Source organism: Paenibacillus sp. FSL P4-0081, assembly GCF_000758565.1.
GTDB classification, from domain to species: Bacteria; Bacillota; Bacilli; order Paenibacillales; family Paenibacillaceae; genus Paenibacillus_AQ; species Paenibacillus_AQ phytohabitans.
In genome coordinates, this window is record NZ_CP009280.1 from 2254185 (window position 1) to 2279311 (window position 25127).

Annotated in this window: 15 protein-coding genes, 1 pseudogene and 1 other annotated feature; of the genes and pseudogenes, 13 read left to right on the forward strand and 3 right to left on the reverse strand. The window is 54.0% G+C overall.

What is annotated here, in order from left to right:
* Positions 1-35: 35 nt before the first annotated feature.
* Positions 36-2684 (reverse strand): hypothetical protein, encoded by a 2649-nt coding sequence (locus P40081_RS09555; protein WP_052421740.1) that lies wholly within the window; start codon positions 2682-2684, stop codon positions 36-38.
* 271 nt (positions 2685-2955) lie between these two features.
* Positions 2956-3243: a binding site (T-box leader), on the forward strand.
* A 58-nt stretch (positions 3244-3301) separates the two neighbouring features.
* Here P40081_RS09555 and pheS point away from each other — a divergent pair.
* The 9 genes and pseudogenes from pheS to P40081_RS09605 all read left to right on the forward strand — a co-directional run bounded on the left by pheS (position 3302) and on the right by P40081_RS09605 (position 19069).
* Positions 3302-4336, forward strand: coding sequence for a phenylalanine--tRNA ligase subunit alpha (gene pheS, locus P40081_RS09560; RefSeq protein ID WP_042135043.1), 1035 nt, complete (start codon positions 3302-3304; stop codon positions 4334-4336).
* Between the two features lie 335 nt (positions 4337-4671).
* Entirely contained in the window at positions 4672-7116 is a 2445-nt protein-coding gene (pheT, locus tag P40081_RS09565) for a phenylalanine--tRNA ligase subunit beta (protein ID WP_042135045.1), read from the forward strand.
* A 203-nt stretch (positions 7117-7319) separates the two neighbouring features.
* Positions 7320-9485 carry a cell division protein ZapA gene (locus P40081_RS09570; protein WP_331281730.1) on the forward strand — a complete coding sequence of 722 codons (2166 nt, stop codon included), beginning with the start codon at positions 7320-7322 and terminating at the stop codon, positions 9483-9485.
* Positions 9486-10946: 1461 nt separating this feature from the next.
* Positions 10947-11939, forward strand: coding sequence for a sugar-binding protein (locus P40081_RS09575; protein WP_042140900.1), 993 nt, complete (start codon positions 10947-10949; stop codon positions 11937-11939).
* Positions 11936-13369 carry a sensor histidine kinase gene (locus tag P40081_RS09580; RefSeq protein WP_042135048.1) on the forward strand — a complete coding sequence of 478 codons (1434 nt, stop codon included), beginning with the start codon at positions 11936-11938 and terminating at the stop codon, positions 13367-13369. Before P40081_RS09575 ends, P40081_RS09580 begins: the two co-directional genes overlap by 4 nt.
* A gap of 30 nt (positions 13370-13399) precedes the next feature.
* The gene (locus P40081_RS09585) at positions 13400-14980 is read left to right on the forward strand and encodes a helix-turn-helix domain-containing protein (RefSeq protein ID WP_042135050.1); all 1581 of its coding nucleotides are present in this window, start codon (positions 13400-13402) and stop codon (positions 14978-14980) included.
* Positions 14981-15218: 238 nt separating this feature from the next.
* Positions 15219-16274: a D-xylose ABC transporter substrate-binding protein gene (gene xylF, locus P40081_RS09595; RefSeq protein WP_042140901.1), complete on the forward strand. Its 1056-nt coding sequence runs from the start codon at positions 15219-15221 to the stop codon at positions 16272-16274.
* An 88-nt stretch (positions 16275-16362) separates the two neighbouring features.
* The gene (locus tag P40081_RS09600) at positions 16363-17874 is read left to right on the forward strand and encodes a xylose ABC transporter ATP-binding protein (RefSeq protein WP_042135054.1); all 1512 of its coding nucleotides are present in this window, start codon (positions 16363-16365) and stop codon (positions 17872-17874) included.
* Positions 17875-17876: 2 nt separating this feature from the next.
* Positions 17877-19069 (forward strand): annotated as a pseudogene (locus tag P40081_RS09605) (sugar ABC transporter permease).
* A gap of 117 nt (positions 19070-19186) precedes the next feature.
* Here P40081_RS09605 and P40081_RS09610 read toward each other — a convergent pair.
* Positions 19187-19579, reverse strand: coding sequence for a cupredoxin domain-containing protein (locus P40081_RS09610; RefSeq protein WP_042135057.1), 393 nt, complete (start codon positions 19577-19579; stop codon positions 19187-19189).
* Positions 19580-19890: 311 nt separating this feature from the next.
* On the opposite strand from P40081_RS09610, the gene P40081_RS36275 reads away from it, so the two are divergent.
* Positions 19891-20946, forward strand: coding sequence for a GGDEF domain-containing protein (locus P40081_RS36275; RefSeq protein ID WP_052421741.1), 1056 nt, complete (start codon positions 19891-19893; stop codon positions 20944-20946).
* A gap of 120 nt (positions 20947-21066) precedes the next feature.
* Here the strand turns inward: P40081_RS36275 and P40081_RS09620 are convergent, their stop codons facing one another.
* Complete coding sequence (locus P40081_RS09620; RefSeq protein WP_039308415.1) at positions 21067-21414, reverse strand: phage holin family protein; 348 nt, start codon at positions 21412-21414, stop codon at positions 21067-21069.
* A 152-nt stretch (positions 21415-21566) separates the two neighbouring features.
* On the opposite strand from P40081_RS09620, the gene P40081_RS09625 reads away from it, so the two are divergent.
* From P40081_RS09625 to P40081_RS09635, 3 genes are all read left to right on the forward strand, one after another.
* Complete coding sequence (locus P40081_RS09625; RefSeq protein ID WP_042135061.1) at positions 21567-23933, forward strand: endonuclease MutS2; 2367 nt, start codon at positions 21567-21569, stop codon at positions 23931-23933.
* 24 nt (positions 23934-23957) lie between these two features.
* Positions 23958-24377: a DUF350 domain-containing protein gene (locus P40081_RS09630; protein ID WP_039308413.1), complete on the forward strand. Its 420-nt coding sequence runs from the start codon at positions 23958-23960 to the stop codon at positions 24375-24377.
* A 137-nt stretch (positions 24378-24514) separates the two neighbouring features.
* Positions 24515-25063, forward strand: a complete 549-nt coding sequence (locus tag P40081_RS09635; RefSeq protein WP_042135063.1) for a hypothetical protein — start codon at positions 24515-24517, stop codon at positions 25061-25063.
* The last annotated feature ends 64 nt before the right edge of the window (positions 25064-25127 follow it).

Here is a 25127-nt window from a genome sequence, read left to right on the forward strand (position 1 = left end):
CAAATAATATAAGGGGCCAGGTGTACCTGAGAATCCTAAGAACCGCTTGCTTCGGTGCTGCCATTGCCTGCGGCCGCTGTAGTGCCGGTATCCGTAGTTGAAGCTGCTTTGGTCACAACATCGACGGAGTAGACCTGTCCGCCAAGCTCTGTCCGCTGGCCTTGGAATTCGTCGTACAGAGTGAGCTTGTAAGTGCCTCCGCTTAAGTTCTTGAACAGTGAGTTGGTAATGGTCGTTGTGTAGGAGCCATAAGTTCCTACTGCCAAATCCGTTCCAAGGGACAGCGTTTTCTCGAAATATTGTCCATACGGGTCAGTAATGTGCAGAATCAGCTTATGGTCGAATGCTCCCATCTGGTAAGTTGTATCACGCGAGAGATTGTAGTTAAATGCCAATGCAAGACTGGTAGTGCCTGATGTAATGGTGCCTGTAGAATTTGATATGGCCAGCGTGTAAGGATACAGGGACACAGAAGTCAGGTTACCAGCAGGCGTAGGCACCACAGGAGCCAGTGTCAGTGCTGATGTATTCACATAAGCTGTAGCCGCGGTTCCGGCTGAAGTCAGCTTACCGTCTGCAATCTCCTGGCTGACATACAGCTGGAGGCCGTTTGTGTCCACGGCAGCCGGTATATTAGCCCAGAAGTTAACCAGAGTCTTGCCTGCCGGACTTGTGGAACTCTCCGACTGGATCGCAGTTGCCTCGAAATACTGTCCGTCTGCGGTTTTGAATTGTCCATACAGCCGGGAGAGGTCAGTCTGCCGGGTTTCTTCACTGTTCATTTCTACTTCACTGTATATGAGGTTATTGCTGGTTCCGCTGTATACAAGGGTTGAACGTTCCTTCACACTGGCTTTTTTGCCGGTCGATGTAATCTTGAACGATTCACCCACAGCCAGAGGCGTAATACCGCTGCTAAGCCCATCCGTTGTGCCAAGGGAGAGGAACTGGGTAGTGCTGGTGCCGGAAGTTTCTTGAAGAATGATCTGGGCCTGGCTGAAATCGAGCGTATAAGGCACGCGGGCAAGAACCGAGACTTGCGTGCTGGCTCCAGGAGCAAGAACCGTGCTGGTACTCTCCGTATATAGCTGTGAGGACGAGCTCAAATCCGTCAGGTCCACTTTCAGCACACCGGTAAGTGCAGGCAGAGTAATTGTTTTGGAGGAATGATTGCTGATGGTGACCTTAGCCTGTACGATATCTTCGCTGCCCCACGGCAGACGCTGCAGGGAATTCAGTGTGACGCCGAAGGTGCCGTAGCTGTTGGTAATGCTGTTCTCTGTAGTGATATGAGTGTTGCCCGCCAGGGAATAAGGGATTTTGAAATAGGCTACAGGCAGTATTACTTTACTTGAACTGGTGCTGGTCTCACTGCTGCCATTGCTGCTGTTGCTGCCGGTGCTACTGGTGTTACTGGTGCTGCTGCCCGCAGGGGCAACCATTTGCAGTTCGAGCGTATCCTGAGCCAGCTCAAGCGGAACGCTGGCGGTTAGTTCAATCAGCTTTTCTTCCAGCGGCTTCAAGGTAAGGGAGCTGAACGCAGTCGTTGTTACCGGGAAGGTATAACCTTCAGCGGATTTGACAGCAAGCTCATACGCAGGCAAAGTCACTGCTTTGGTGCCGGCATTTTTAAGGGTGAGCTGATAACTCCATACGGCATTGCCATTGTCTGCATGCACACTTGCGTCCGCGAGCTTCATGTCTACAATATTGCTGTCGATGGAGATCTTCTTGGTATAGCCGGCCGCCACGGTGAAATCAGCTGTACCCGCAGCAGGAAGGGAATAGGAGGAGACCGGAAGATAGAGCTTCAGCCCTTCATCCAGCTTGGCGATCTGCAGTGTCATCTTGGTGACGTTCATGTAGGAGGGAATCTCAGTCATATAGTAGAGCGTCTTCTTCTCCTGGGGCTGAACCTTGTATTCAGAGCTGCTGTCATCCAGCGCTAGCGTGAAGGTAGAGCCGCCCGAGGATTTCAGGTACAGGCTGTAGCCAGGGTCTGTGAGTACTTTGGTGCCCAGATTCGTTATACTGAGTCCAACCTTGGCATAGACCTTGCCGTTATATTTGTAGATTTGTGCAGACTCAGCTTTGGTGTTGACCGGTATGCTGCCAAGTTCAACTTTGCGGGTCTCACCCGTAAGGGCGGACAGCGAGTAGTTAGAAGGAACGGTAAAAGTGCCTATGCGCTGTTCATAATTGGCGGCACTGAAGTTCCAGCCGTACATGTTTACTTTAAGCCCTTTGGCCGAGGCGGCTGTTCCAATATTCGCATAATATGTAATGCTGGTGCTCTGCTTAGCAGCGATCTTTTTGACAGCACTGTCTGCGCTGACCGGGATTCCCTTAATGATGCTGCCGCCGGCAGTCACGATTTTGGAGAAATAATTGACCATATTGACGCTGCTGCTTGCATTGTTAGTATAGGTGAGTGTATAAGTAAGAATATTTCCGCCGGTTTGGCTCTGAATGCCTACATTGCCCAGCTTCACACTAAGCGTGGTGCCGAGCTTGATTGCGCTGAGGCCTGTAAGACTGGAGACTTCCGTTACTGTGGCAGCTGTTTTGGCAGTGGTTGTACTGGCCGAGGCAGCAAACGCCGTGGTTCCCGCGCTCCCCGCGAGTTGACTTGCAGCAAATGTACTGAGTAACAGCAGAACAAATGCTTTTCTTCGTTTAAGCATGAATTTCCCTCCCTGTATAAAAGCCGATACTATCCAAAAGCCGCCCTGTTCTAATGAGGACAGCCAGGCTTATCTCAAAAGGGAAAATATCAAATTCGGCTGAACGTTCGCTGAAAAAAAGCCCCCAAAACCGCGCTGAAGCTTAAAGGAAGCTTAAAGGAAGATAAAAATTAACCTAAAATTGTGCAACTTGTCAAAAGCGCCGTTATTGCATATAATAAATAGACATATCTTCCGAACTGGAAGATCGAATGTATTTGACACAATCCGCATAAATGCATTGATGGAGAAGAGTACGCAGTGCCTGGCTTACAGGGAGGAAGCGCCGCAGATTGAGAGCGTTTCTAAGAGAGCAGAGCTGCCGAAGTTCACTCCGGAGCAGTTCCCTGAATTCCATTCAAGGCTTCCTTGAGGGACACAGTAGGGGATACCGGCCGCAGACCGTTATTTCTGTTAAAGTGAGACAGGTCTCCGCCGGTCCGAAAGAGGGAATATTGCTCTTAAGGGAAGCGTCGCAGCCGTCTAACAAGGGTGGTACCACGGTCTTTTCGTCCCTTTACCGGGAGGAAAGGCCTTTTTTTGTTGACAATACGAGATTTAAGGGGGCAGTACAAAGCATGAAAGAGAAATTGGAAGCATTGAAGGCCGAGGCATTGGCTAAGCTGCAGGAGGTAACCGATCCGCAGATTCTGAATGATTTGCGCGTCAAATACCTTGGCAAAAAAGGTGAGCTTACGGAGGTTCTGCGCGGTATGGGCGGACTCAGCGCGGAAGAACGCCCGGTGATCGGCCAGGTGGCCAATCTGGTGCGCAGTGCCATTGAAGAGGTAATCGGCTCTAAGCAGGAAATCTTCCAGCAGCAGGAGACACAGAACCGCCTGAATGCGGAGAAGGTCGATGTGTCGCTGCCGGGCCGCGGCCTGCCGCAAGGCGGTATTCATCCGCTGAACCGCGTAATTCAGGAGATTGAGGATATTTTCATCGGCATGGGCTACCGGATTGAAGAAGGTCCGGAAGTAGAGACAGACTACTATAACTTCGAGGCTCTGAATCTGCCGAAGAACCATCCGGCCCGCGATATGCAGGATTCCTTCTATTTAACAGAAGATCTTCTGATGCGCACACAGACTTCTCCGGTGCAGGTCCGCACCATGCAGGCTATGAAGGGCGAAACTCCGGTCAAAATCATCTGTCCGGGCAAAGTATTCCGCCGCGATGACGACGATGCGACCCACTCCTTCCAGTTCCATCAGATTGAAGGCCTGGTTATTGGCCGCAATATCCGCATGAGCGACCTGAAGGGCACCCTGCTGCAGTTCATGAAGGAGATGTTCGGTCCTACAGCAGGCATCCGCCTGCGTCCGAGCTTCTTCCCGTTCACCGAGCCGAGTGTTGAGGTAGACGTGAGCTGCTTCAAATGCGGCGGCGAAGGCTGCCGTCTCTGCAAGCAGAGCGGCTGGCTGGAAATCCTCGGTGCCGGCATGGTACATCCGAATGTGCTGCGGATGGGCGGCTACGACCCTGAGATTTACAGCGGCTTCGCTTTCGGCGTAGGCGCAGAACGGATCGCGATGCTGAAGTATGGCATCGATGACATCCGCTACTTCTACACGAATGATATGGGTTTTGTGAAGCAGTTCAAGGGGATTTAGAGATTTGGCGGGTGTGCGTGGTGCGGGATTGGAAGGGTTGCAGTAGATTTTGAGTTGCTGTTTCTATACCTGTTAAAAATGAACCGGAGGGGAATTTTGGAACTGTAGGAGCGGTAGCGTCCGCCTTTGTGTTTGGATTTCTACCGCGAATAGCGGTTTGAATCAGGAAATCCAAACACAACAGCGGCCGGAAGTCCAAATATTCCTTGCAGGGGCACTATTAACAGAGAGTTTTGAAGCAGGAAGGAAAGATCGTGCAGCGGCTTACTGGCAAGCGCGTCAAGCACTGACGGCATGGAGATAAATACATCTGAAACAAAAGGAAGTGTGCGAAAATGAAAGTATCAACCGCCTGGCTGGCTGATTATATATCGCTGGACGGGGTGACCGCTGATGAACTCGCGGACAAAATCACTACCGCCGGCATTGAGATTGACGGAGTTGAACGCCGTAACAAAGGGATTTCCGGAATCGTAACCGGCTATGTGAAATCCAAAGAAAAACATCCGGACGCCGACAAGCTGAACATCTGCATCGTGGATGCCGGACAGGGCGAGGATCTGCAGATTGTCTGCGGTGCCAAGAATGTCGCAGCGGGACAGAAGGTTCCGGTCGCACTGGTTGGCGCTAAGCTGCCCGGACTGGAAATCAAGAAAGCTAAGCTTCGCGGCGTGCTGTCGCAGGGGATGATCTGCTCGGCCAAAGAGCTGGGGCTGAACGACAAGCTGCTGCCCAAAGAGCTTCAGGAAGGCATTCTCGTATTGCCTGAGAATACGGAAGTCGGCCAGGATATTCTGAAGGTGCTTGGCCTGAACGATGAGATCCTGGACTTCGATCTGACCCCTAACCGCTCCGACTGTCTGAGCATGATCGGTGCTGCTTATGAAGTGAGCGCAATTCTGGGCCGTGACCTGCAGCTGGCAGATCCGGCGGCAGAGCTTGTGGAAGCAGGCGGACGGGCAGCGGATTCCATCACTGTCAATATTGAAAATGAAGAATACTGCAGCCATTATGCAGTGCGTTATATTGCCGGAGTGAAGACAGCTCCATCCCCGCTGTGGATTCAGAACCGCCTGATGGCGGCCGGGGTACGCCCGATCAACAACATCGTCGATATTACCAACTATGTGATGCTGGAATACGGACAGCCGCTGCATGCGTTTGACGGCGATCAGCTGGCAGGCGGAACGATTGGTGTACGGTTCGCTCATGAAGGCGAGCTGCTGACAACACTTGACGGCCAGGAGCGCAAGCTGGAGCCGCAGATGCTTGTCATCGCTGACGGGTCAGGAGCTATCGGCCTGGCTGGCGTTATGGGCGGATTATCGACTGAGGTTACTGCAAATACCGTCAATATCGTATTGGAATCCGCCAAATTCGACGGCGGGACTGTACGCAAGACCTCGCGTCAGCTGGGTCTGCGTTCTGAAGCTTCCCAGCGCTTCGAGAAGGAAGTCGATCCGAATGCCGTCATTCCTGCACTTAACCGTGCAGCTGCTCTAATCGCCCGCTATGCCGGCGGATCTGTGCATGAAGGTATTGTTCAGGCAGGCAGTGCCTCTGCCGGGGAGAAAGTACTGACCCTGTCGCTGGAGAAGCTGAATCAATATCTGGGTACCGAGCTGTCTTTGCTGGAAGTGAAGACCCTGTTCGGCCGTCTGCACTTCAAGTGCGGTGATGCTGCCCAGGGAATCGTTGAAGTTCAGGTTCCCACGCGGCGAGGCGACATCAGCTATGATGTGGATCTCATAGAAGAGATTGCCCGCCTGTACGGATATGACAACATCCCGACAACCCTAATTGAAGGGACTACTACACCGGGGGCACTCACCAGAGAGCAGTTCCTGCGCCGTGAGCTCCGCCGCCTGCTGGCTCTTGGCGGGTATCAGGAGGTTATGGGCTATTCCTTCATCCAGCCGGAACAGAGCAAGCTCTTCCCGGCACTTGCGGACGGCAAGCTCTCCGTGAAGCTGGCGATGCCGATGAGCGAGGAACGCAGCGTGCTGCGTACCAGCCTGCTGCCGCAGCTGCTGGACATTGCCCTCTATAACACCAACCGCCGTCAAGGCGATCTGGCGCTGTTCGAAATCGGCAATGTTTTCTTCACCGATGAAGAAGTGCTCACCCGCCAGCCCGGTGAACTGCCGGTACTTGGACTGCTGCTGAGCGGCACGCGTGCTGCCAAGCAGTGGAACGTAGCGGCTGAGCCTGTAGATTTCTTCGATCTTAAGGGTGCGCTTGAAACTGTATTTGCCCATCTTGGCCTTACGGACCGCATAATCTATGAAGGGGATGCTCCTGAAGGCTACCATCCGGGACGCTCTGCTTCGGTCTACCTGCTGCAGGCTGAAGGCCGCGATAAGATCGGTACCATCGGACAGCTGCATCCGGAACTTCAGCGCCAGATGGATCTGGAGGATACTTATGTAGCTGAAGTGCTGCTACAGCCGCTATATGATGCGGCGCGTGCCCAACTACAGTACAGTGAGCTTCACCGCTTCCCTGGGATGGAACGGGATATTGCGGTAGTTGTAGACGCAGAAGTTCCTGCAGGGCACCTGATAGCTTCCATCCGTGAACATGGCGGAACACTGCTGCAGAATGTGCAAGTGTTCGATGTCTACACCGGCGGCAAAATGGAAGCTGGAAAGAAGAGCGTAGCCCTCTCGCTGCTGTACCGTCATACGGACCGTACACTTACCGATGAAGAGGTTGTGGAAGTGCATGACAGAGTCGTTTCTGCTCTGGAGCAAACTTTTGGCGCAGAATTAAGAAAATAGCAGGAATTGTGCAAAGCCGCAGCGAATCCATTTAGAAACCGATTCGCTGCGGCTTTGCTGTACCCTTGTGAAGTACGGAGTCCGGTTTAAATCTATGAAATGAACACGTTTTTTTTGCCAAAGGTTAAGGAATAACGCTACAATAGCAGTAAGGAAATCAGCTTAGAATCCGCACACATACAAAGGAGGGCACAACTGTGGCTATGGACCGGACTCGTGTCGCCGTGGAGATATACGGAACTTCCTATAAACTTGTCGGAAGCAGCACTGAATATATGAAGCAGGTTGCCCGTTATGTCGATGAGCATATGCGTGCAATATCCAAATCACATTCCAGACTGGATACCCCGCGGATCGCGGTGCTTGCAGCTGTACATATGGCAGAGCAGGCTATCCAGGTTCAGGATTTCAAGAATGAATTGAATATGCTGACCGGTGAACGTACCGAGCTGCGCGTGGAGGTGTCACGCCTTCAGGAGGCGCAGCGCGAACGGCAGGAAGAATACGAGAAGCTTGAAGCGGCTGCCAAGGAAGAAGCGGCGCGGCTGATTGCCGCCGTGGAAGAAGAACGCGCAAGGCATCTGGAGCTGCAGGAGCAGGAGCGCCAGATGCACGCACAGCTGCTGGAGGAAGAGAAGCAGGCTGCTGCTTCCAGCCGCGGGCAGCTGACAGATGAACTGCAGGCGCGCGAAGCGGAGCTGAAAGCGCTGCGGGAGACTTATGAAGCAGAGCAGGCTGTAAGCCGTGAAGCTGCAAGACAGGAGCTGGAAACGGCTGAAGCGTTACGGCTGCAGCAGCTTGAAGAGCTGAAGGCTGCTCATCTGCAGGAGCTGGAGCAGCTCCGGGAGAGACTGACCCGTGAGAAAGCGGAGACGTTGGCAGGTCTGGAGCAGGAGCTGATCCAGACCCGGGAGTCTATGGGCAGTGAGATTGTTGAGATCCGTACCACCTTGAGCAAGGAGCTCGCCGATACCAAGGCAGCGCTCACCAGTGAGCTCAGCGGAGAGCGCGAAGCGCTTGAGAAGGAGCTGGCCAAGAATAAGGAGCTGCGGCAATCCCAGGGGACGCAGGAGCACAGGCACAAGCAGCAGCTTCAGGAGCTGGAGAAGCAGCTTGGTGAGCTGCGCGGCGGAACCGGGCAGCTGCAGTCCCGGCTGCGCGCGGCGGAAGCCGGGCTCAAGGGCGAGCGCGATGCGCGCCTGACGCTGCTCGCGCAGTACGAAGCTGTGCTGAAGCGGGAAGAGCAGCTTGGCGAAGAGCTGCGCCTTGCGGCAGAGCAAGGGCAGCAGCATAGCGCAGAGCTGGAGGAAGTGCGCCAGCGTTACGTGCAGGCGCAGGATGAAGCGGCGGGACTTAACAGTGCGCTGCAGGAAACAGCGGACAAGCTAAGTGCAGCACTGGAAGAACTGCAGACTGCCAATGAGCTCAGCGGTCTGCTGAATGATGAGCTGGAGGGGCTGCGCCAGCGTTATGAGCTGACGCAGGAAGAAGCGTCGTCTCTCCGCAAATCTCTGCGGGAGACGACGGATAATCTGAGCCGGACACAGGCGGAATTTGACCGTACCGCGCTTGAAGCAAGCTCCTGGCAGGAGCTGGCGAACAAGCATATGGAGGATATCGGCGAGCTGGAGATGAACCTTCTGGAAGCCGGGGAGAAATCGGCAGCGCTGCAGCGTGAAGTCGAGACCCTCCGCGGACAGGCGGATGGAATGGTGCAGCAGCTTGACCTGGAAGCCCAGCTTCGTGCTGAGGCAGAGCAGGAAGCTGCCCTTCATCAGGAAGCGGCAGAGGCAGCCCATAAGGAACTGGCGGCGCTGCGCGGCCGCTACGAAGAGCTGATCGCCCAGTATGATGAAATTCTGCAGGATGGCGAACAGCTGAAGGAACGTTATGAGCTGCTGGAAGCCGAAGGCGAGGAAGCTGCGCGGCGTCTGGAAGAGCTGTACGAGGCGGGCCGCGAAGCTGCCGCAGCGGCGGCGGAGCAGCAGGAAGCGCTCCGTGAGACCAGGGAGTACGAAGCTTCATGGAAGCAGAAGTACGAAGAGCTGCAGCAGCGCGAGCAGCAGTGGAGCGAGCAGGAGGCGAAGCTGCGTGAGGAGATTGAGATCTGGCAGCAGGAAGCCGGGGACGCTGAAGCCCAGGCGGAATCCGTGAGCCGCTCGCGCAGCGAGACCGCGCAGCAGCTTGGGGAGATCGGCGAGAGCTACGAGCTCGTCCAGGGCCAGTTGCGTCTGGTTCAGGCCCAGTTCGAGCTGCAGCAGGGTGAGCTGGACAAGCTCTCCCAGGAGCACCGCAGCCTGCAGGCGGAATATGCCAAGCTGCAGAGTGAATATAATGAATGGATTCAACTGATCGAACAGGACAGTTGAATGGCGGATGCATTAACGAAAGAGCTGTTTTAAGCAGGGTGCTGCTTGGAACAGCTCTTTTGCTGTTTAGGGGGGAGTCCCACCGAGTCCACCTGAAGTGAATGGTAAGGAGAATCAAAGCAACCTTGATTTCTTCAGAAGCGGACCAAAGGGCGGGAATGAAGAGCCAAAGGGCACCGGAATCCGCAAGTAGATAGGCGGCAGGCTAAGTAGATGAGCCGAATGTATGCGAAAAACCGGGTACAATGCGCCTCCGAGAGCGTAGACGAGCCGAATGTGTGTGAAAAACCGAGTACAATGTGCGTCCGAGAGAGTAGATGAGCCGAATGTATGCGAAAAACCGAATACAATGCGCCTCCGATAGATTAGATGAGCCGAATGTGTGTGAAAAACCGAGTACAATGCGCCTCCGATAGAAGTAGATGAGCCGAATGTATGCGAAAAACCGAATACAATGTGCGTCCGAGAGAGTAGATGAGCCGAATGTATGCGAAAAACCGAATACAATGTGCGTCCGAGAGAGTAGATGAGCCGAATGTATGCGAAAAACCGAATACAATGCGCCTCCGATAGATTAGATGAGCCGAATGTGTGTGAAAAACCGAGTACAATGTGCGTCTGAGAGAGTAGATGGGGCGAATGTATGCGAAAAACCGAATACAATGCGCCGCCGAGAGGGTAAACGAGCCGAATGTATGCGAAAAACCGAGTACAATGCGCCTCCGATAGAGTAGATGAGCCAAATGTATGCGAAAAACCGAATACAATGCGCCTCCGAGAGGGTAAACGAGCCGAATGTATGCGAAAAACCGAATACAATGCTCCTCCGTGAGCGTAGACGAGCCGAATGTATGCGAAAAACCGAATACAATGTGCGTCTGAGAGAGTAGACGAGCCGAATGTATGCGAAAAACCGAATACAATGCTCCTCCGTGAGCGTAGACGAGCCGAATGTATGCGAAAAACCGAATACAATGTGCGTCTGAGAGAGTAGACGAGCCGAATGTATGCGAAAAACCGAATACAATGTGCGTCTGAGAGAGTAGATGAGCCGAATGTATGCGAAAAACCGAGTACAATGTGCGTCTGAGAGAGTAGATGAGGCGAATGTATGCGAAAAACCGAGTACAATGTGCGTCTGAGAGAGTAGATGAGCCGAATGTATGCGAAAAACCGAATACAATGCGTCTCCGAGAGGGCAGAAGTGCCCCTGAATCCGCCGGAGGTAGACGGTGGAGGGGACTGAGGAAATCACAAATCCCTTTTGACTCTCGTAATGGGCAAGTGGAGATAAGCCAAACACTGGTGTGCCGCTTATTCCGTCATCGGGCGGGTTTGGCCGCGATTAGGCAACTCCCGCAATTAATGATTATGAATGTATAGGTTTCACATAATAAGCTATTCATAAATTAAATATTGCAACCGTTTTCAACTCGGGGTAGGATGTTGATTGAGGTGAGCATGATGGATAAAAAATGGGTCAGCGGCGCGGGGGTTATTGTGCTTTTTCTGCTGCTGGCATATCTGTTTATAGACTTTGCCAATCATTCAAGCCGGATGGGCAATATTGTCAATGAATTAAGCGGGCATCCCGGCGGGGATAATTCCGGCTATCATATTGTGCTGATCGAGCAGGAGCGGTACCATCCGTACTGGGAAATGGTCGAGAAGGGTGCCAAAGAGGCTGCTGCAAAATACGGGATTGATATCGAGTTCACCGGCCCGGTGCGCAATAACATGGAGGAGCAGATCAGCCTGCTGGAAAAAGCGATTGCCGCACAGGCGGATGCGATCATCGTGCAGGGGCTGAACGACGAGAAGTTCACCCCCGTAATTGATAAAGCCGTGAACCGGGGGATTCCGGTAATCACCATTGATACAGACGCTCCGGCGAGCAGGCGGCTGGCTTATGTTGGGACCGACAATGTTGCAGCCGGCGAGGCGCTGGGCCGGATGGTGGTGCAGACGACCGGCGGTAAAGGGAAGATCGGCGTGATCATCGGCAGCGAGCTGGCCAAGAATCAGGTTCAGCGTCTGAACGGCCTCAGTAATATTGTGAAAAATTACAGCGGCCTTGCAATTGTGGATGTCCGCAGCTCCAACATCTCGCATATGGAGGCAATCCAGCAGGCAGCCGATATGCTGCGGCTTCATCCGGAGATTGATGTGATGGTCGGCACCAGCTCAACCGATGCGCTGGGAGTACTGCAGGCCTCCAAGAGCCTGAAGCGTGTTCCGATGACGATTATTGGCTTCGATAACCAGGCAGAGACCCTTGCTGCCATCAGCCGCGGGGATATCACGGCCACAGTGGCACAGCAGCCTTATCTTATGGGGGCTACGGCCGTGCGGCTGCTCCATGAGCATTTTCAGGGATTGCAGCTGGAGTCCAAATACTTCACCGGCGTGAAGGTGCTGGACAAGTCTAATGTGCAGGAGGGAGAGAGCCTATGAGTATCCGCCATAAGCTGCTCATCTGCATTCCGCTGCTTGTGCTGCTGATGAGCTCTGTCTCTTTTGTGCTTTTTGAGAGCGGAAAGAATGTGCAGGAGAGCTACCATCTGATGATGAACCGGATCATGCTGTACAAGGAAGTATCCTATGAAGTAGGGGAGAATATGCGCTCTCTGAACCGCTTCATTATGCAGGTGGACGCGGACAGCTTCCCGGAGGTGCAGAAGCATCTGAGCGCTGTGCAGGAGCTGCGGGCGAAGCTGGACGGAATGGCGACCATCGGGGGAAGCGGCCTTCCGCTGATGAACTACAGCCATATCATTGATACGTTTCTGGAGCAGGCCGGGCAGATGATTACAGAGATTGATGGTCAGGACTCCAACACACTGGCCGGTGCCTATATCGAGGCGGAGCAGACGCAGCGGTTCATCCGCGAGGAAGCACAGGAGCTGGTTGACCTGGAACTGGACCAGTACAAGCCGATCTATGCGGAGATCATGTCCACGACGGCCAAGCTGAACCGGCTGGGGAGCCTGCTGGTAATTACCGCTGCGCTGCTTAGTATCTGTATGGCGATCTGGCTGTCCGGGAGCATCACAGGACCTATCCGCCGCCTCGTGGCCACCGCCAAGCAGATCTCCAAGGGGAGGATGGATACGAAAGCGCCGGAGAGTGTTAACAACGATGAGATCAGCATCCTGTGCCGGGCTTTTAACGGAATGATCGATAATATCCAGGAGCTGATGAAGGAGAATATCAAGAGCGTGGAGAAGGACCGGCTGGTCAAGGAGCTGGAGCTGAAAATGCTGCAGAGCCAGATCAATCCGCATTTTCTGTTCAACACACTGAATTCTATCGCCAAGCTGGCGTATCTGGAAGGAGCGGCAAGGACCAGCGATCTGACGGTATCGGTATCCCGCCTGCTCCGGTATAACCTGCAGAAGCTTGACCAGGCTGTACCGCTGCGCGAGGAAGTAGAGCATGTGAACGAGTATATTAACATTCAGCGGGCCCGCTTCCGTGACCGGATCGCTTTTGAGATGGATATTGATGAGCAGGCGCTCGGCGGAATGATTCCCTGCCTGACCCTTCAGCCGATCTTCGAGAATGCTTTTGTCCACGGGCTGGAGCAAATGGAGGAGGGGGCGGTGCTGTCACTGTCGATCCGCTACCGGAGCGGACTTGTAGAGATTGAGATCAGTGATAACGGTGTGGGCATGAACCGGGAGACTGTAGCGAGGCTGATGGGATCGATCGAGGAAGAGGCCCCGCAGTTCAGCGGCAAAGGCCAGTCCACCGGACTGGGGACACATAATGTGTTCAAACGTCTGCATCTGTTCTTTGACGGGCAGCAGCTGATCGAGATTGACAGCAGTGAAGGGCAGGGGACGGCGGTGCTGTTCAAAGTACCCTTCCGCACGTCTGCCTGAGCCGCAGGTGAGAAAGGAGATAGATTTACTATGTACAGACTGCTGATCGCCGATGATGAGGCGCTGGAACGGGAAGGGCTGGAGCTGATGATCCGCCATATTTTCCCGGATGGTTTTGAATTTCTGCATGCCGAGAACGGACGGAAGGCTATTCAGCTCGCGGAGGAGCACCGGCCTGATATTATCTTCATGGACATTAAGATGCCGGGCATTCAGGGACTGGAGGCCGTACGGCAGATTCTCACCAAGCTCCCTTCCGCGCAGATCGTGATGATTACCGCTCATGATTACTTCTCCTACGCCAAGGAGGGGCTGCTGCTGGGCGTGCGGGATTATCTGCTGAAGCCGGCCAGACGGGACGAAGTGGCGGATGTACTGAAGCAGCTGATGGCGGTGATCCAGGAGGAGAAGCGGCGCAGGAATGAGCAGCTGGAGCTGCAGGAGAAGCTGGCCCACCTGCTTCCGCTGGCGGAGAACGAGCTGACAATGATGCTCATGCTGGAGCATGTGCAGGACCTGGAGCTGGAACAAGTGGCCGGTCTGCTGGAGCTGCAGTGGGCCAAAGGCTATGCGATGGTGCTGTCATTCCCGAGGCATTCTAGCGCAGCTTGGGAAGAATTCCAGCAGGGCAAGCGGGAGATCTATGAGGCGGTCAAGCAGGTTGCCAGAGCAGGGCTCGGCTGCCTGTCCGGACCGCTGATCGGGCATCAGCTGGCGTTGTTTATTCCCTTGCCGCCGGGGCGGACCGGTTACTCACAGCGCGTCAGCTCCATGGATTGGGGGGAGCGGCTCCGCAGTCTGATAGAGCAGCGGTTCGGTCTGCCGGTCAGCATAGGCATCGGCTCGATCCGCGAGGGCTGGGACGGGCTTAGCCGATCCTACCGGGAAGCGGTCCGTGTCTGTGCGGATCACCATGATTCCTTCAGCGTGCACCACTATGATGATATCCTCCAAAGCTCCGGGCAGACGGCCGTATCCCTGGATGAGGAGAAGCGGCTGCTGGATGCACTGTTGCAGCGGAGCAAGCAGGAAGCCATAGAACGCTTCGGAATTCTGTATGCTGCTTTCGAGCAAGGCGGCGGGCGGCCGCTGCCCGAAGTGCGGGGAGAGGTGACCGGGCTCCTGCTGTTCCTCGCCAGAGGCGTTCACTCCGCAGCCGGAGCGGAGATCCTGGCCTCCTTGCATACAGCAGAGGATCCCATATCGCTCAGACTGAGCGCAGAATCCTGGCTGGAGCGGCTGATCCACAGTCTGGAGCAGGAACAGGAGCATAACCGTTCCCATGTCCATCAGCGGGCGCTGCTCTACATCAGCCAGAAATATAAAGAAGACATATCTATGGAGCAGACGGCTGAATATGTGAATTTAAGCCCGCATTATTTCAGCAAATTGTTCCGGCAGCATGCGGGTGAAACCTTCATTGATTACGTCACACGGCTAAGAATCAACGAAGCGAAGCGCCTGATCACCGGAGATCAGCTGAATCTCAAGGAGATTTGTTACGAGGTAGGCTATAAGGACCCGAATTACTTCAGCAGGGTCTTCAAAAAAGCGGCCGGCATGACGCCAAGCGAATTCCGGCAGCAGCATGAGAAGCAGGGTCCTTGCTGACAGAGCAAGGACTTTTTTGTGCTCCGGCCCCGGATAATCCTATGAAAGCGGCCGGGAAGAATTACATTACAGGAGAGGAGGATGGAATGCAGGCGGAGAGCAAGAAAGTGCTGGGAATAGCGGCTCCTGCGGCGGATGATCCATGCTACACTTTTTTTGTAAGCGCAATCAAATATGCGGCTAATGAAAAGGGGCGAAGGGCAGAGTGAGAAAATACGGAAGAGCAATTTCACTGGGGATGGCAGCGTTAGTGCTGGCAGCGTCAATGGCGGGCTGTGGGGTGGTCTCAAACGGTGATAATCAGAAGAAGGAGACATCCGGCGCTGCGAAGGACGGGGACAAAATTGTCATCGGCATGTCGATGGATACCTTGAAGGAGGAGCGTTGGCAGAAGGACCGGGATATCTTTACGGCAAAAGTGGAGGAGCTTGGCGGTGAAGTGAAGGTGCTGGCTGCAAACGGCGATGATGCTACCCAGTTAAGCCAGGCGGAACAGCTGATCTCCCAGGGTGTGGATGTGCTTGTGGTTATTGCCCATAACGCGGAAGCAACGGCTCCGATCGTAGAGAAGGCTCACAAGGAAGGCATCAAGGTCATTGCCTATGACCGCCTGATCAATAATGCCGAGGTAGACTATTATATTTCGTTTGATAACGTGCGTGTCGGAGAGTTCCAGGCGCAGGCGGTCATTGATAAGGCTCCTAAAGGCAATATCGTCTATATCGGCGGTGCCGATACGGATAACAACGCCCATATGTTCAAAGAAGGGGCAATGAATATTCTGAAGCCGCTTGAAGAGAAAGGCGACATTAAGATTGTCTACGACCAGTTCTCCAAGGACTGGAAGCCGGAAGAAGCGCTGAAAAATATGGAGAATGCGCTGACCGCGAACAATAATGATGTTCAAGGTGTGGTAGCAGCCAATGACGGGACTGCAGGCGGTTCGATTCAGGCGCTCACGGCTCAGGGCATGGCCGGTAAAATACCGGTATCCGGCCAGGATGCTGACCTTGCTGCGGTACAGCGTATCGCTGAAGGCACGCAGCTGATGACGGTCTACAAGCCGATCAACGCGATTGCAACCAAAGCTGCGGAAATGGCAATAGCAGCTGCCAAAGGCGAAAGTATTTCGACTGAAAAATCAGTTAACAACGGTAAAATTGATGTTCCTTCTGTGCTGCTCGATCCGCTAGCGGTCAATAAGGATAACCTGGACGTACTGATCAAGGACGGCTTCCACAAGCTTGAGGATGTCTACAAGAACGTTCCGAAGGACCAGTGGCCGAAACAATAAGGGCGGCCTGTCCGTCAAGCAGATGCGGCGCCTGTGGCGTTACCGCATCTGCTTGCAGGTTTAAGGGCCGGAAGGAGGAGCGGAAGGCATGAATGTACTTGAAATGGTAGAGATCAGCAAGACATTCCCCGGTGTTAAGGCGCTGGACCATGTGAACTTCAAGGTCAGGCAAGGGGAGATTCACGCCTTATGCGGCGAGAACGGCGCTGGTAAATCCACGCTGATGAAGGTATTGAGCGGACTATACCCTGCAGGGACATACGGCGGGGAAATCCTGATCAATGGGGAGAAAAAGTCTTTTCATAGAATAACGGATGCGGAGAAGGCCGGTATCGCGATTATTCACCAGGAGCTGGCACTCGTGAAGGAAATGACGGTCGGCGAGAATATCTTTCTGGGGGCAGAGCCGGTGAAGCGGGGGGCGATCCAGTGGAATGAGCTGTACCATCAGGCTTCGCTATGGCTGAAGAAGGTCGGGCTGAATCTGTCTCCGGACACGAAGATCGGCAATCTCGGCATCGGCCAGCAGCAGCTGGTCGAGATCGCCAAGGCACTCTCCAAGCATACCAAGATTCTCATTCTGGATGAACCGACGGCAGCTCTGACCGAGAGCGAGGTGTCTATCCTGATGGGCATTCTGAACCAGCTGCGGCGCGAAGGGGTAACCTGTGTCTATATTTCACACAAAATGCCTGAAGTGTTCGCACTGGCTGATTCCATCACCGTGCTGCGGGACGGGCGGACGGTAGCTACACTTGACCGCAGTGAGACAGATGACGACCAGATTGTATCCCTAATGGTTGGCCGTGAACTCACGGAGCGTTATCCGCGCGTGGAGCATTCGCCTGGGGAGAAGGTGCTTGAGGTCAGAGATTATAATGTATGGCACCCGGAGAAGCGCCAGCAGAAGGTGCTCCGCGATATTGAATTCAGCCTTCGTCAAGGTGAGATACTGGGTATTGCCGGGCTGATGGGCGCCGGACGCACGGAGCTTGTCAGCAGCCTCTTCGGCGCCTATGGGGGCCGGGCCGAAGGAACGGTGCTGATTGAAGGCAAGGCCATTAAGATCCGTTCCATAGCCGAGGCGATCAAGGCGGGGATTGCCCTGGTTACAGAAGACCGTAAACGCCAGGGGCTGGTCATGGGGATGGATGTCAAACGTAACACCACTTTAGCCACACTGGGCAAAGTCGCAAGGCTGGGGGTCATCAATGAGAATGAGGAAATTAAGTGGGCAGACCGGTACGTGCAGGATCTGAAGACGAAAACAGCTTCGCTGGAAACGCTGGTAGGCACACTGTCCGGGGGGAACCAGCAGAAGGTGGTTATCGGCAAGTGGCTGATGTCAGACCCCAAAATCCTGATTATGGACGAACCTACCCGGGGCATCGACGTCGGGGCGAAGTACGAAATATATAATTTGATGAATCAGCTGGTAGAGCAGGGCGTTGCCATTATTATGATCTCCTCGGAGCTTCCGGAGGTACTGGGCATGAGCGACCGGATTCTGGTGATGTGTGAAGGACAGTTCGTACGGGAATATGATTGGCTGGAAGCGACGCAGGAGAATATTATGCTGGCCGCTACGGGAGGTAGATAGAGATGCAGCTGCAAAAAGAGCTTAGGGAACCTGAAGCGGTTCCGGCAGCCGGAGGATCGCGCTTACGCGGCTTGTTCGGCAAAATGGATATGCGTGCCTATACGATGGTGGGTGCATTAATACTGATCTGGGTGCTGTTCGGAGTACTGAATCCGACCTTCCTGACTTCGCGGAATCTGTCCAATCTGTTCACGCAGATGTCGGTGACCTCCATTCTGGCCATCGGCATGGTGCTGGTCATTGTGGCAGGGCATATCGATCTGTCTGTCGGCTCCATCGTCGGACTGACCGGCGGCATGGCAGCTATTCTCAGCAACTGGCTGGAGCTGCCGGCTATTGTAGTCATTCTTGGCACACTGGCCGCAGGTGCGGTACTGGGTCTGATTCAGGGCTGGCTGGTGGCGTATAAAATGATCCCCGCCTTCATTGTCACCCTCGGGGAATGATGGTGTTCCGCGGGGTGCTGATGGGCGTGACCGAGTCGATGACCATTCCGGTATCCGACCCGGTGCTGGCCTTGCTCGGCAATGCTTATTTTGCCCCGGGCTTCGGGATCATCCTTGGTGTGATCGCAGTAGGACTGCTGCTCTGGAGTGCGTTCAATAAACGCCGTTCCCGCAGGAAATACGGCTTCGAAATCGCCCCGCTGGGCCTGGACGTCGCCAAGGTGGCCGGACTTGCCCTGCTGGTGGTGGCTTTTGTAGCCGTGATGAACAATTACAAGGGCATTCCGTTCCCGATTATTTTCGTAATTGTCCTGGCGGTCATCTTCTATTTCCTGTCAACCAAGACGACCTTCGGCCGTCATATCTATGCAATAGGGGGCAACATTGAGGCGGCACGCCTCTCCGGTATTAACATCAAGCGCAAATCCATGCTGATCTTCGTGTTGAGCGGATTGCTGGGCTCGATCGCCGCCATCGTGCTCACCTCACGCCTGGCCTCGGCCACCATCACTGCAGGTAATATGGCTGAGATGGATGCTATCGCCGCTTGCGTCATTGGCGGCACTTCCCTGATGGGCGGAGCCGGCACAGTCATCGGTGCCATTATCGGAGCGCTGGTGATGACCTCGCTGGATAACGGAATGTCGCTGATGGGACTGGAATCCTTCTGGCAGTATGTCGTCAAAGGCTCAATCCTGGTCATTGCCGTCTGGCTGGATATTTCCAATCGCAGCAAGGGTGTGAAGTAACGGCAGCTTCAGCCGGTTAACAACTTTCAGCAGAACAACCAAAAAGCCGGTCAAGGACAATGGGGTCAGTCCCACAGTTGTCCTTGGCCGGCTTTTTTGCTATGCGTATAGAGCTGCCTATTCAACGATAATCTTGGCGCTCATTCCGCTGTGGCCGGAGCCGCACATGATCGCGCAGGTGACCTCGAAGGTTCCTGCCTCCTCGGGGAGAATCACCATGGAGGAATCTTTGGCATCCAGCCGCAGCTTCATCTCAGGCACAAGAATGCCGTGGTTGCCGCTCTCGTTTTTGAAGATGATTTTGACAGGTACGCCCTTCTTCAAGTGGTATTCTTTCTGGTCAAAGCTGTAGTTGGTTGCTGTAATGACGATTTCTTCTTCCGCCGTAAGATTGGTGTCAGCAGCCGGGCTGTTAGCGCTGTCAGAATTGCTGCTGCCCCCGCCGGCTCCGCAAGCCGTAAGCAGTAGTGCAAATACAATGGAACAAAGAATAGCCGCCTTCCTGATCATAAGCATCCTCCTAAAAGGTTCGTGATGAATTGTGATAACAGATGACATTAGCATAGCTCAAATCCTGATAGTTGTCTTGGATAATCTGTGAGAAATTGTTTGACCGGAAGCTGACTCCAAACTTTGTCGAAAAATGCAAAAATATGATGCAAAAACAATTAAAATTTATTATAATTAAAGCTATTATAATTTTAACTTTTATATTATTTGGTTAGAAGTAGGGGATCCACATTATTTTAGCCCACGAATCGCAAAGTTCGGAGAAATGGCACCGCAGAATATTAACCGGATACTGGATTATTGTGCTCTGTATGCTGGCAGCCCAATTTATTTTTATGCTGTCCTCCCATTCCACTGAGACTAAGACCATCCTCATCCCCAGTAAGGGCCACTTGTTCATCGCCTGTAATCTGATGATCATTATAGCTATGGCTTCCGCCGAGATTTGGCTGCGTAAGATGCAGCATTATCATAAGCAGGCCGTTGTGATCTGCGGATTCATCGTTTCTTATCTGATGTATTTTGTGCTGGAGCCTTTTGTAGACGGTGCCCAGATGACACTTATGATGCCGATTATGATTGCCCTGATCTATTTCGACCAGCGGCTGCTATACTATCTCGGGGTATTCAGCACGCTATTCTATAGCGGGATTTATTTCGGGCTGGAGCGGCCGCTGCTGGACAAACCGCTGCTGGAATTTCTGATGGTGGAATGTGTGTTTATTGTGTTCGCCGTGATGGCGCAGGCTGTCATTGTCAGGGCCCGTGAGACCCGCGAATATCTGGAACAGTTGACCAAGTCGGAGCAGGGGCTGATGGTGGAACGGGCGATTTCCGACAAGCTGCTGAAGATCGATGCGCTTACCGGCCTGTACAATCACAAAACCTTTCATGAATATCTGGACTCCCTGCTGGAGCAGTGCGAGAGCAACGGGCTGAGGCTGCAGCTGGCGCTGTTTGATATCGACAACTTCAAGCGTGTTAATGATACGTACGGACACTGGGTCGGCGATCTCGTGCTTAAGGAGGTGGCAGCAAAGGTGAATGGTCTGATCGGGCTGAATGATTTCGCGGCGAGATACGGCGGGGAAGAGTTCGCGGTGATTTTTACGGATAAAAGCTTTCAGGAAGCCTATGCTGCCGTCGAGGAGATGCGGGTAGGTATAGCCGCTATGGAGCATCCGTATGCCGGAGGCAAGCCGATTACGGTCAGTATCGGATTCTGCGATTATCAGCTGGGGGACGGCAAGGAAATGCTGTTCCGTAAGACGGACGAAGCGCTGTACAGCGCCAAGCGGGGCGGTAAAAATGCTGTCGTCACGGCTGCTGTCACCCATGGCGATGATCCGGTTGTGTCCTATGCGTAATTTTTAGTTATAAAAATTTTTTAATTACAAAAAACCCCCAGTATCCGGTATAATCCGGGGATTGGGGGTTTCGTTGTGCGCTGAAACGGATACCGTCCCCTAAGGGTGGTTCAGCCGTTTCTACTTGGCCGCTTCAAACGGAGTGGATACCGGCAGGAAGAGGTCGATAATACCAATGACCAGGGCTGCGAGCAGCGCTCCGAGAATGGTGACACTGACTCCGCTCACAATGAACTGGGCAATCCAGATCACCAGGGCACTGACCAGGAAGCCGACGATACCGCGGCCGAAGGGTGTTGTTTTTTTGCCGAAAATGCCCTCAACCACCCAGCCGAGCAGAGCGATAACCAGCGCAAGCACAAGCGCGCTCCAGAACCCCCCGACCGTGAATTGCGGGACAATCCAGCCGACCACCATCAGAACGATTGCCGCGACCACGAAACGTACCACATGACCTAAGAATCTCACCTAACTAACCTCCTTTGGCGTTCGCGTAAGGATATGTGCGTTGTTATTGTGGCCCGCAGCCGCTTTTCTATGCCCAGAAATCATACCCAAATAGCGAAAATGGGCTAAATTAGGTATAATGTAACCATCTATGAAGGGAGCTGTGACAGTAATTGGACGACAAAATTTTGCATACGCTTGAATATCGCAAGATTTTAAATAAATTGATGCAGTATACGCAGACACCGATGGGACGGCTGACTGCCGAATTGCTGAAGCCCTCCGGGGATTTCGAAGGAGTGAAGCTGCTTCTGCAGGCTACGGATGAGGCTGCTAATGTTGACCGGCTGAAGGGAATTCCTTCCTTCCGCGGTGTGACTGACATCAAGCCCGCCCTGAAACGCGCTTCGATCGGGGGAATGCTGGGCACCACTGAACTGCTCTCTGTCGGCAACACGATCGGCGGAGCCCGCAGAGTGAAGCGGTTCCTCGGGGCGATGCACGAGGATGAGAAGATCCCTACCCTCTTCGCCCAGAGTGATCTGCTCTCGGAGCAGAAGCATGTGGAGGATGCCATCCGCCTGTGTATCGACGAGAATGCGGATGTCATGGATTCGGCCAGTACAGAGCTGGCCTCCATCCGCCGGGAGCTGCGCGGCGGCGAGACCCGCATCCGCGAGAAGCTGGATTCCATGATCCGCTCGTCTTCGGTATCGAAGATGCTGCAGGATCAGCTTGTGACGATCCGTGGTGACCGGTTTGTCATTCCGGTCAAAGCGGAGTACCGTGCCCATTTCGGCGGCATTGTTCATGATCAGTCCGGCTCCGGGGCGACGCTGTTCATTGAGCCGGAATCGATTGTGGCGATGAACAACAAGCTGCGCGAGACACGGCTGCGCGAGGAGCGGGAGATCGAGATTATCCTGCACCGCCTGACGGCACTTGTCGGCGATATTGCCGAAGAGATGGCTTATGATATCGATATTCTCGGCGAACTCGATTTCATCTTCGCCAAAGCGCGCCTGGCACGCGACATGAAGGCTACCCAGCCGCGTATGAATGACCGCGGCTACCTGCGTCTGCGCAAAGGGCGCCATCCGCTCATTCCCGCAGAGCAGGTTGTGCCGCTGGATGTGGAGCTGGGCAACCAGTACACCTCGATTATCGTGACCGGCCCGAACACCGGCGGTAAGACAGTTACCCTGAAGACCATCGGTCTGCTCAGCCTGATGTCGATGTCGGGACTGTTCATTCCGGCAGAGGAAGGCAGCCAGATGTGCGTCTTCGATGCGATCTATGCCGACATTGGCGATGAGCAGAGTATTGAGCAGAGCCTAAGTACGTTCTCCAGCCATATGACCAATATCATCTCCATTCTGAAGAGAATGACGCCGAAGAGTCTGATTCTGCTCGATGAAGTTGGAGCAGGAACGGATCCGGCGGAGGGATCGGCCCTGGCGATTGCCATTCTGGAGAATATCCACCGTACAGAATGCCGGATGGTGGCAACTACGCATTACAGTGAGCTGAAGGCTTATGCGTATGAGCGCAAAGGCGTCATCAATGCCAGTATGGAGTTTGATGTGGCCAGTCTGAGTCCTACCTACCGGCTGCTGATCGGTGTGCCGGGACGAAGCAATGCGTTCGCTATTGCCGAGCGCCTCGGCCTGCCGAATGCCATTCTTGAGCATGCGCGCGGCGAAGTCAAGGAAGAAGACATGCGCGTCGAGCACATGATCGCTTCCCTGGAAGAGAACCGCCTCACCGCAGAGAATGAGCGTGAACGGGCCGAGGGCCTGCGCCGCGAAGCGGAAGAATTCCGCAAGCGGCAGCAGCTGGAGCTGGAGAAGCTGGAAGGCCAGCGCGACAAACGCCTGGAGAAGGCAGAGAAGGATGCCAGCGATATCCTCGCCAAGGCGCGTAAGGAAGCCGAGGAGATCATCAGTGACCTCCGCCGCCTGGCAATGGAGGAAGGGGCGTCCGTCAAGGAGCACAAGCTGATTGAAGCGCGCCGGAGACTGGATGAAGCGGAGCCTGCACCGCGTAAGAAGGTTATTGCCCGCAGCAGCACCAAGGCGCCGCGGAAGATTCAGCCCGGGGATGAAGTCAAGGTGGCTAATGTGAATCAGAAGGGCCTTGTTGTAGAGCTTAGCGGTGCCAAGGAAGCCGTGGTGCAGTTCGGCATTATGAAGATGAAGGTCAACCTTGCTGATCTGGAGTTCCTGGCCTCTGCACCGGATGCGCCTCCGCCGGCTCTGCGCCGGGCTACGACAGTCAAGCGTACGCGGGATGAGAATGTCCGCACCGAGCTCGATCTGCGCGGGGCCAATCTGGAAGAGGCCATCATGGAGACCGACCGCTTCATCGACGAAGCGTTCCTCGGCAACCTTGGGCAGATTTCGATTATCCACGGCAAAGGCACGGGGGTATTGCGGACGGGGATACAGGAATATCTGCGCAAGCATAAGCATATCAAAAGCTACCGGCTCGGGAATTACAACGAAGGCGGCGCGGGTGTAACCGTGGCTGAACTGCAGTAGCGTCCGGCAGAAAGAGGGAGAAGTATGCAAGATAATATTGATCTTTTGCTGGATCATCCGCTGGGAGCGCTGCTCGGCTACTTCACTGTGGCCATATTGGGTCTGGTGGTATTCCTGTCCTTCTTTGAAATGGTGACTAAATATAACTGCTGGGAAGAAATCCGCAAGGGGAATGTGGCCGTAGCGATGGCAACCGGAGGCAAGATCTTCGGCATCTGCAATATTCTGCGCTTCAGCATTGAAGCGGGAGCATCGATCTATGAGACGATGAAATGGTCGGTTGTGGGTTTCCTCCTGCTGCTGCTGGCGTACTTCCTGTTTGAATTTCTAACCCCCGTCTTTTCGATTGATGACGAGATTGCTGCGGATAACCGGGCCGTGGGACTGACAGCACTGCTGATCTCCGTTTCATTGTCCTATGTCATCGGCGCCGCTATATTTTGATTTAGGGAGCAGGAAATTATGAAGATTCTGGTTCGGGTTCTGTTCATTTCCGCTCTGGCGTTTATAGCGGCCGGGATTATTTATTTAATGTTGCATTGAAAGTGAACCTAATGTGAGGAACGAAGGAGATTATACAGATGGAAACGACAATATGTCCTTGGTGCCATACCGAGATTGTATGGGATGAGGAGTTTGGCCCGGAGGACACTTGTCCTCATTGCAATAATGAGCTTAGCGGTTACCGCACAATTACAATAGGCGCTGACGATCTTGAAGATGAAGAGCTGGACACTGAGGACGCTTCCGTACAGGAAGAGGTCAGCGACGAGGATCTGTGGGATGACGACGGTGACAAGGATAGTGTGGTTCCCATATTTAATACGCTAATCCAGTTCGGTGATGACTATGATCTGACGCGTTATGAGCAGAGTGTCGCCAGCTTGCTGGCCGCGCAGCTGGAAGCACCGGAATGTCCGCAATGCCATGAGCTGATGCTTCACTCCGGCACTCAGCAGGTAAGCGGATTTACCCCGGCAACGCCGGAAGCGCTGGGCGGCGGACCGGTACTGAAGCCGCCGTTCTCGCTGAATCTGTTCGTATGTCCTTCCTGCTTCCATGTGCAGCACAGTCTGGCACAGGAAGACCGCATTCAGCTTGTGCGCAATCTCAGCACTGCATCGGAGTAAGCCTCGGATTCATGCTTTCCCTGTAATTTGGACATGTTATGTTTACATGAGATGTCCAGAATAG

Excerpts from the sequence above, each read along its gene's own strand:
- P40081_RS36275 (WP_052421741.1), top strand. The coding sequence starts at position 19,891 with ATGCTGGCAGCCCAATTTATTTTTATGCTGTCCTCCCATTCCACTGAG.
- P40081_RS09555 (WP_052421740.1), bottom strand. The coding sequence starts at position 2,684 with ATGCTTAAACGAAGAAAAGCATTTGTTCTGCTGTTACTCAGTACATTT.
- P40081_RS09575 (WP_042140900.1), top strand. The coding sequence starts at position 10,947 with ATGATGGATAAAAAATGGGTCAGCGGCGCGGGGGTTATTGTGCTTTTT.
- xylF (WP_042140901.1), top strand. The coding sequence starts at position 15,219 with ATGGCAGCGTTAGTGCTGGCAGCGTCAATGGCGGGCTGTGGGGTGGTC.
- P40081_RS09585 (WP_042135050.1), top strand. The coding sequence starts at position 13,400 with ATGTACAGACTGCTGATCGCCGATGATGAGGCGCTGGAACGGGAAGGG.
- P40081_RS09580 (WP_042135048.1), top strand. The coding sequence starts at position 11,936 with ATGAGTATCCGCCATAAGCTGCTCATCTGCATTCCGCTGCTTGTGCTG.
- P40081_RS09635 (WP_042135063.1), top strand. The coding sequence starts at position 24,515 with ATGGAAACGACAATATGTCCTTGGTGCCATACCGAGATTGTATGGGAT.
- pheS (WP_042135043.1), top strand. The coding sequence starts at position 3,302 with ATGAAAGAGAAATTGGAAGCATTGAAGGCCGAGGCATTGGCTAAGCTG.
- P40081_RS09600 (WP_042135054.1), top strand. The coding sequence starts at position 16,363 with ATGAATGTACTTGAAATGGTAGAGATCAGCAAGACATTCCCCGGTGTT.
- P40081_RS09630 (WP_039308413.1), top strand. The coding sequence starts at position 23,958 with ATGCAAGATAATATTGATCTTTTGCTGGATCATCCGCTGGGAGCGCTG.
- P40081_RS09570 (WP_331281730.1), top strand. The coding sequence starts at position 7,320 with ATGGACCGGACTCGTGTCGCCGTGGAGATATACGGAACTTCCTATAAA.
- P40081_RS09610 (WP_042135057.1), bottom strand. The coding sequence starts at position 19,579 with ATGATCAGGAAGGCGGCTATTCTTTGTTCCATTGTATTTGCACTACTG.
- pheT (WP_042135045.1), top strand. The coding sequence starts at position 4,672 with ATGAAAGTATCAACCGCCTGGCTGGCTGATTATATATCGCTGGACGGG.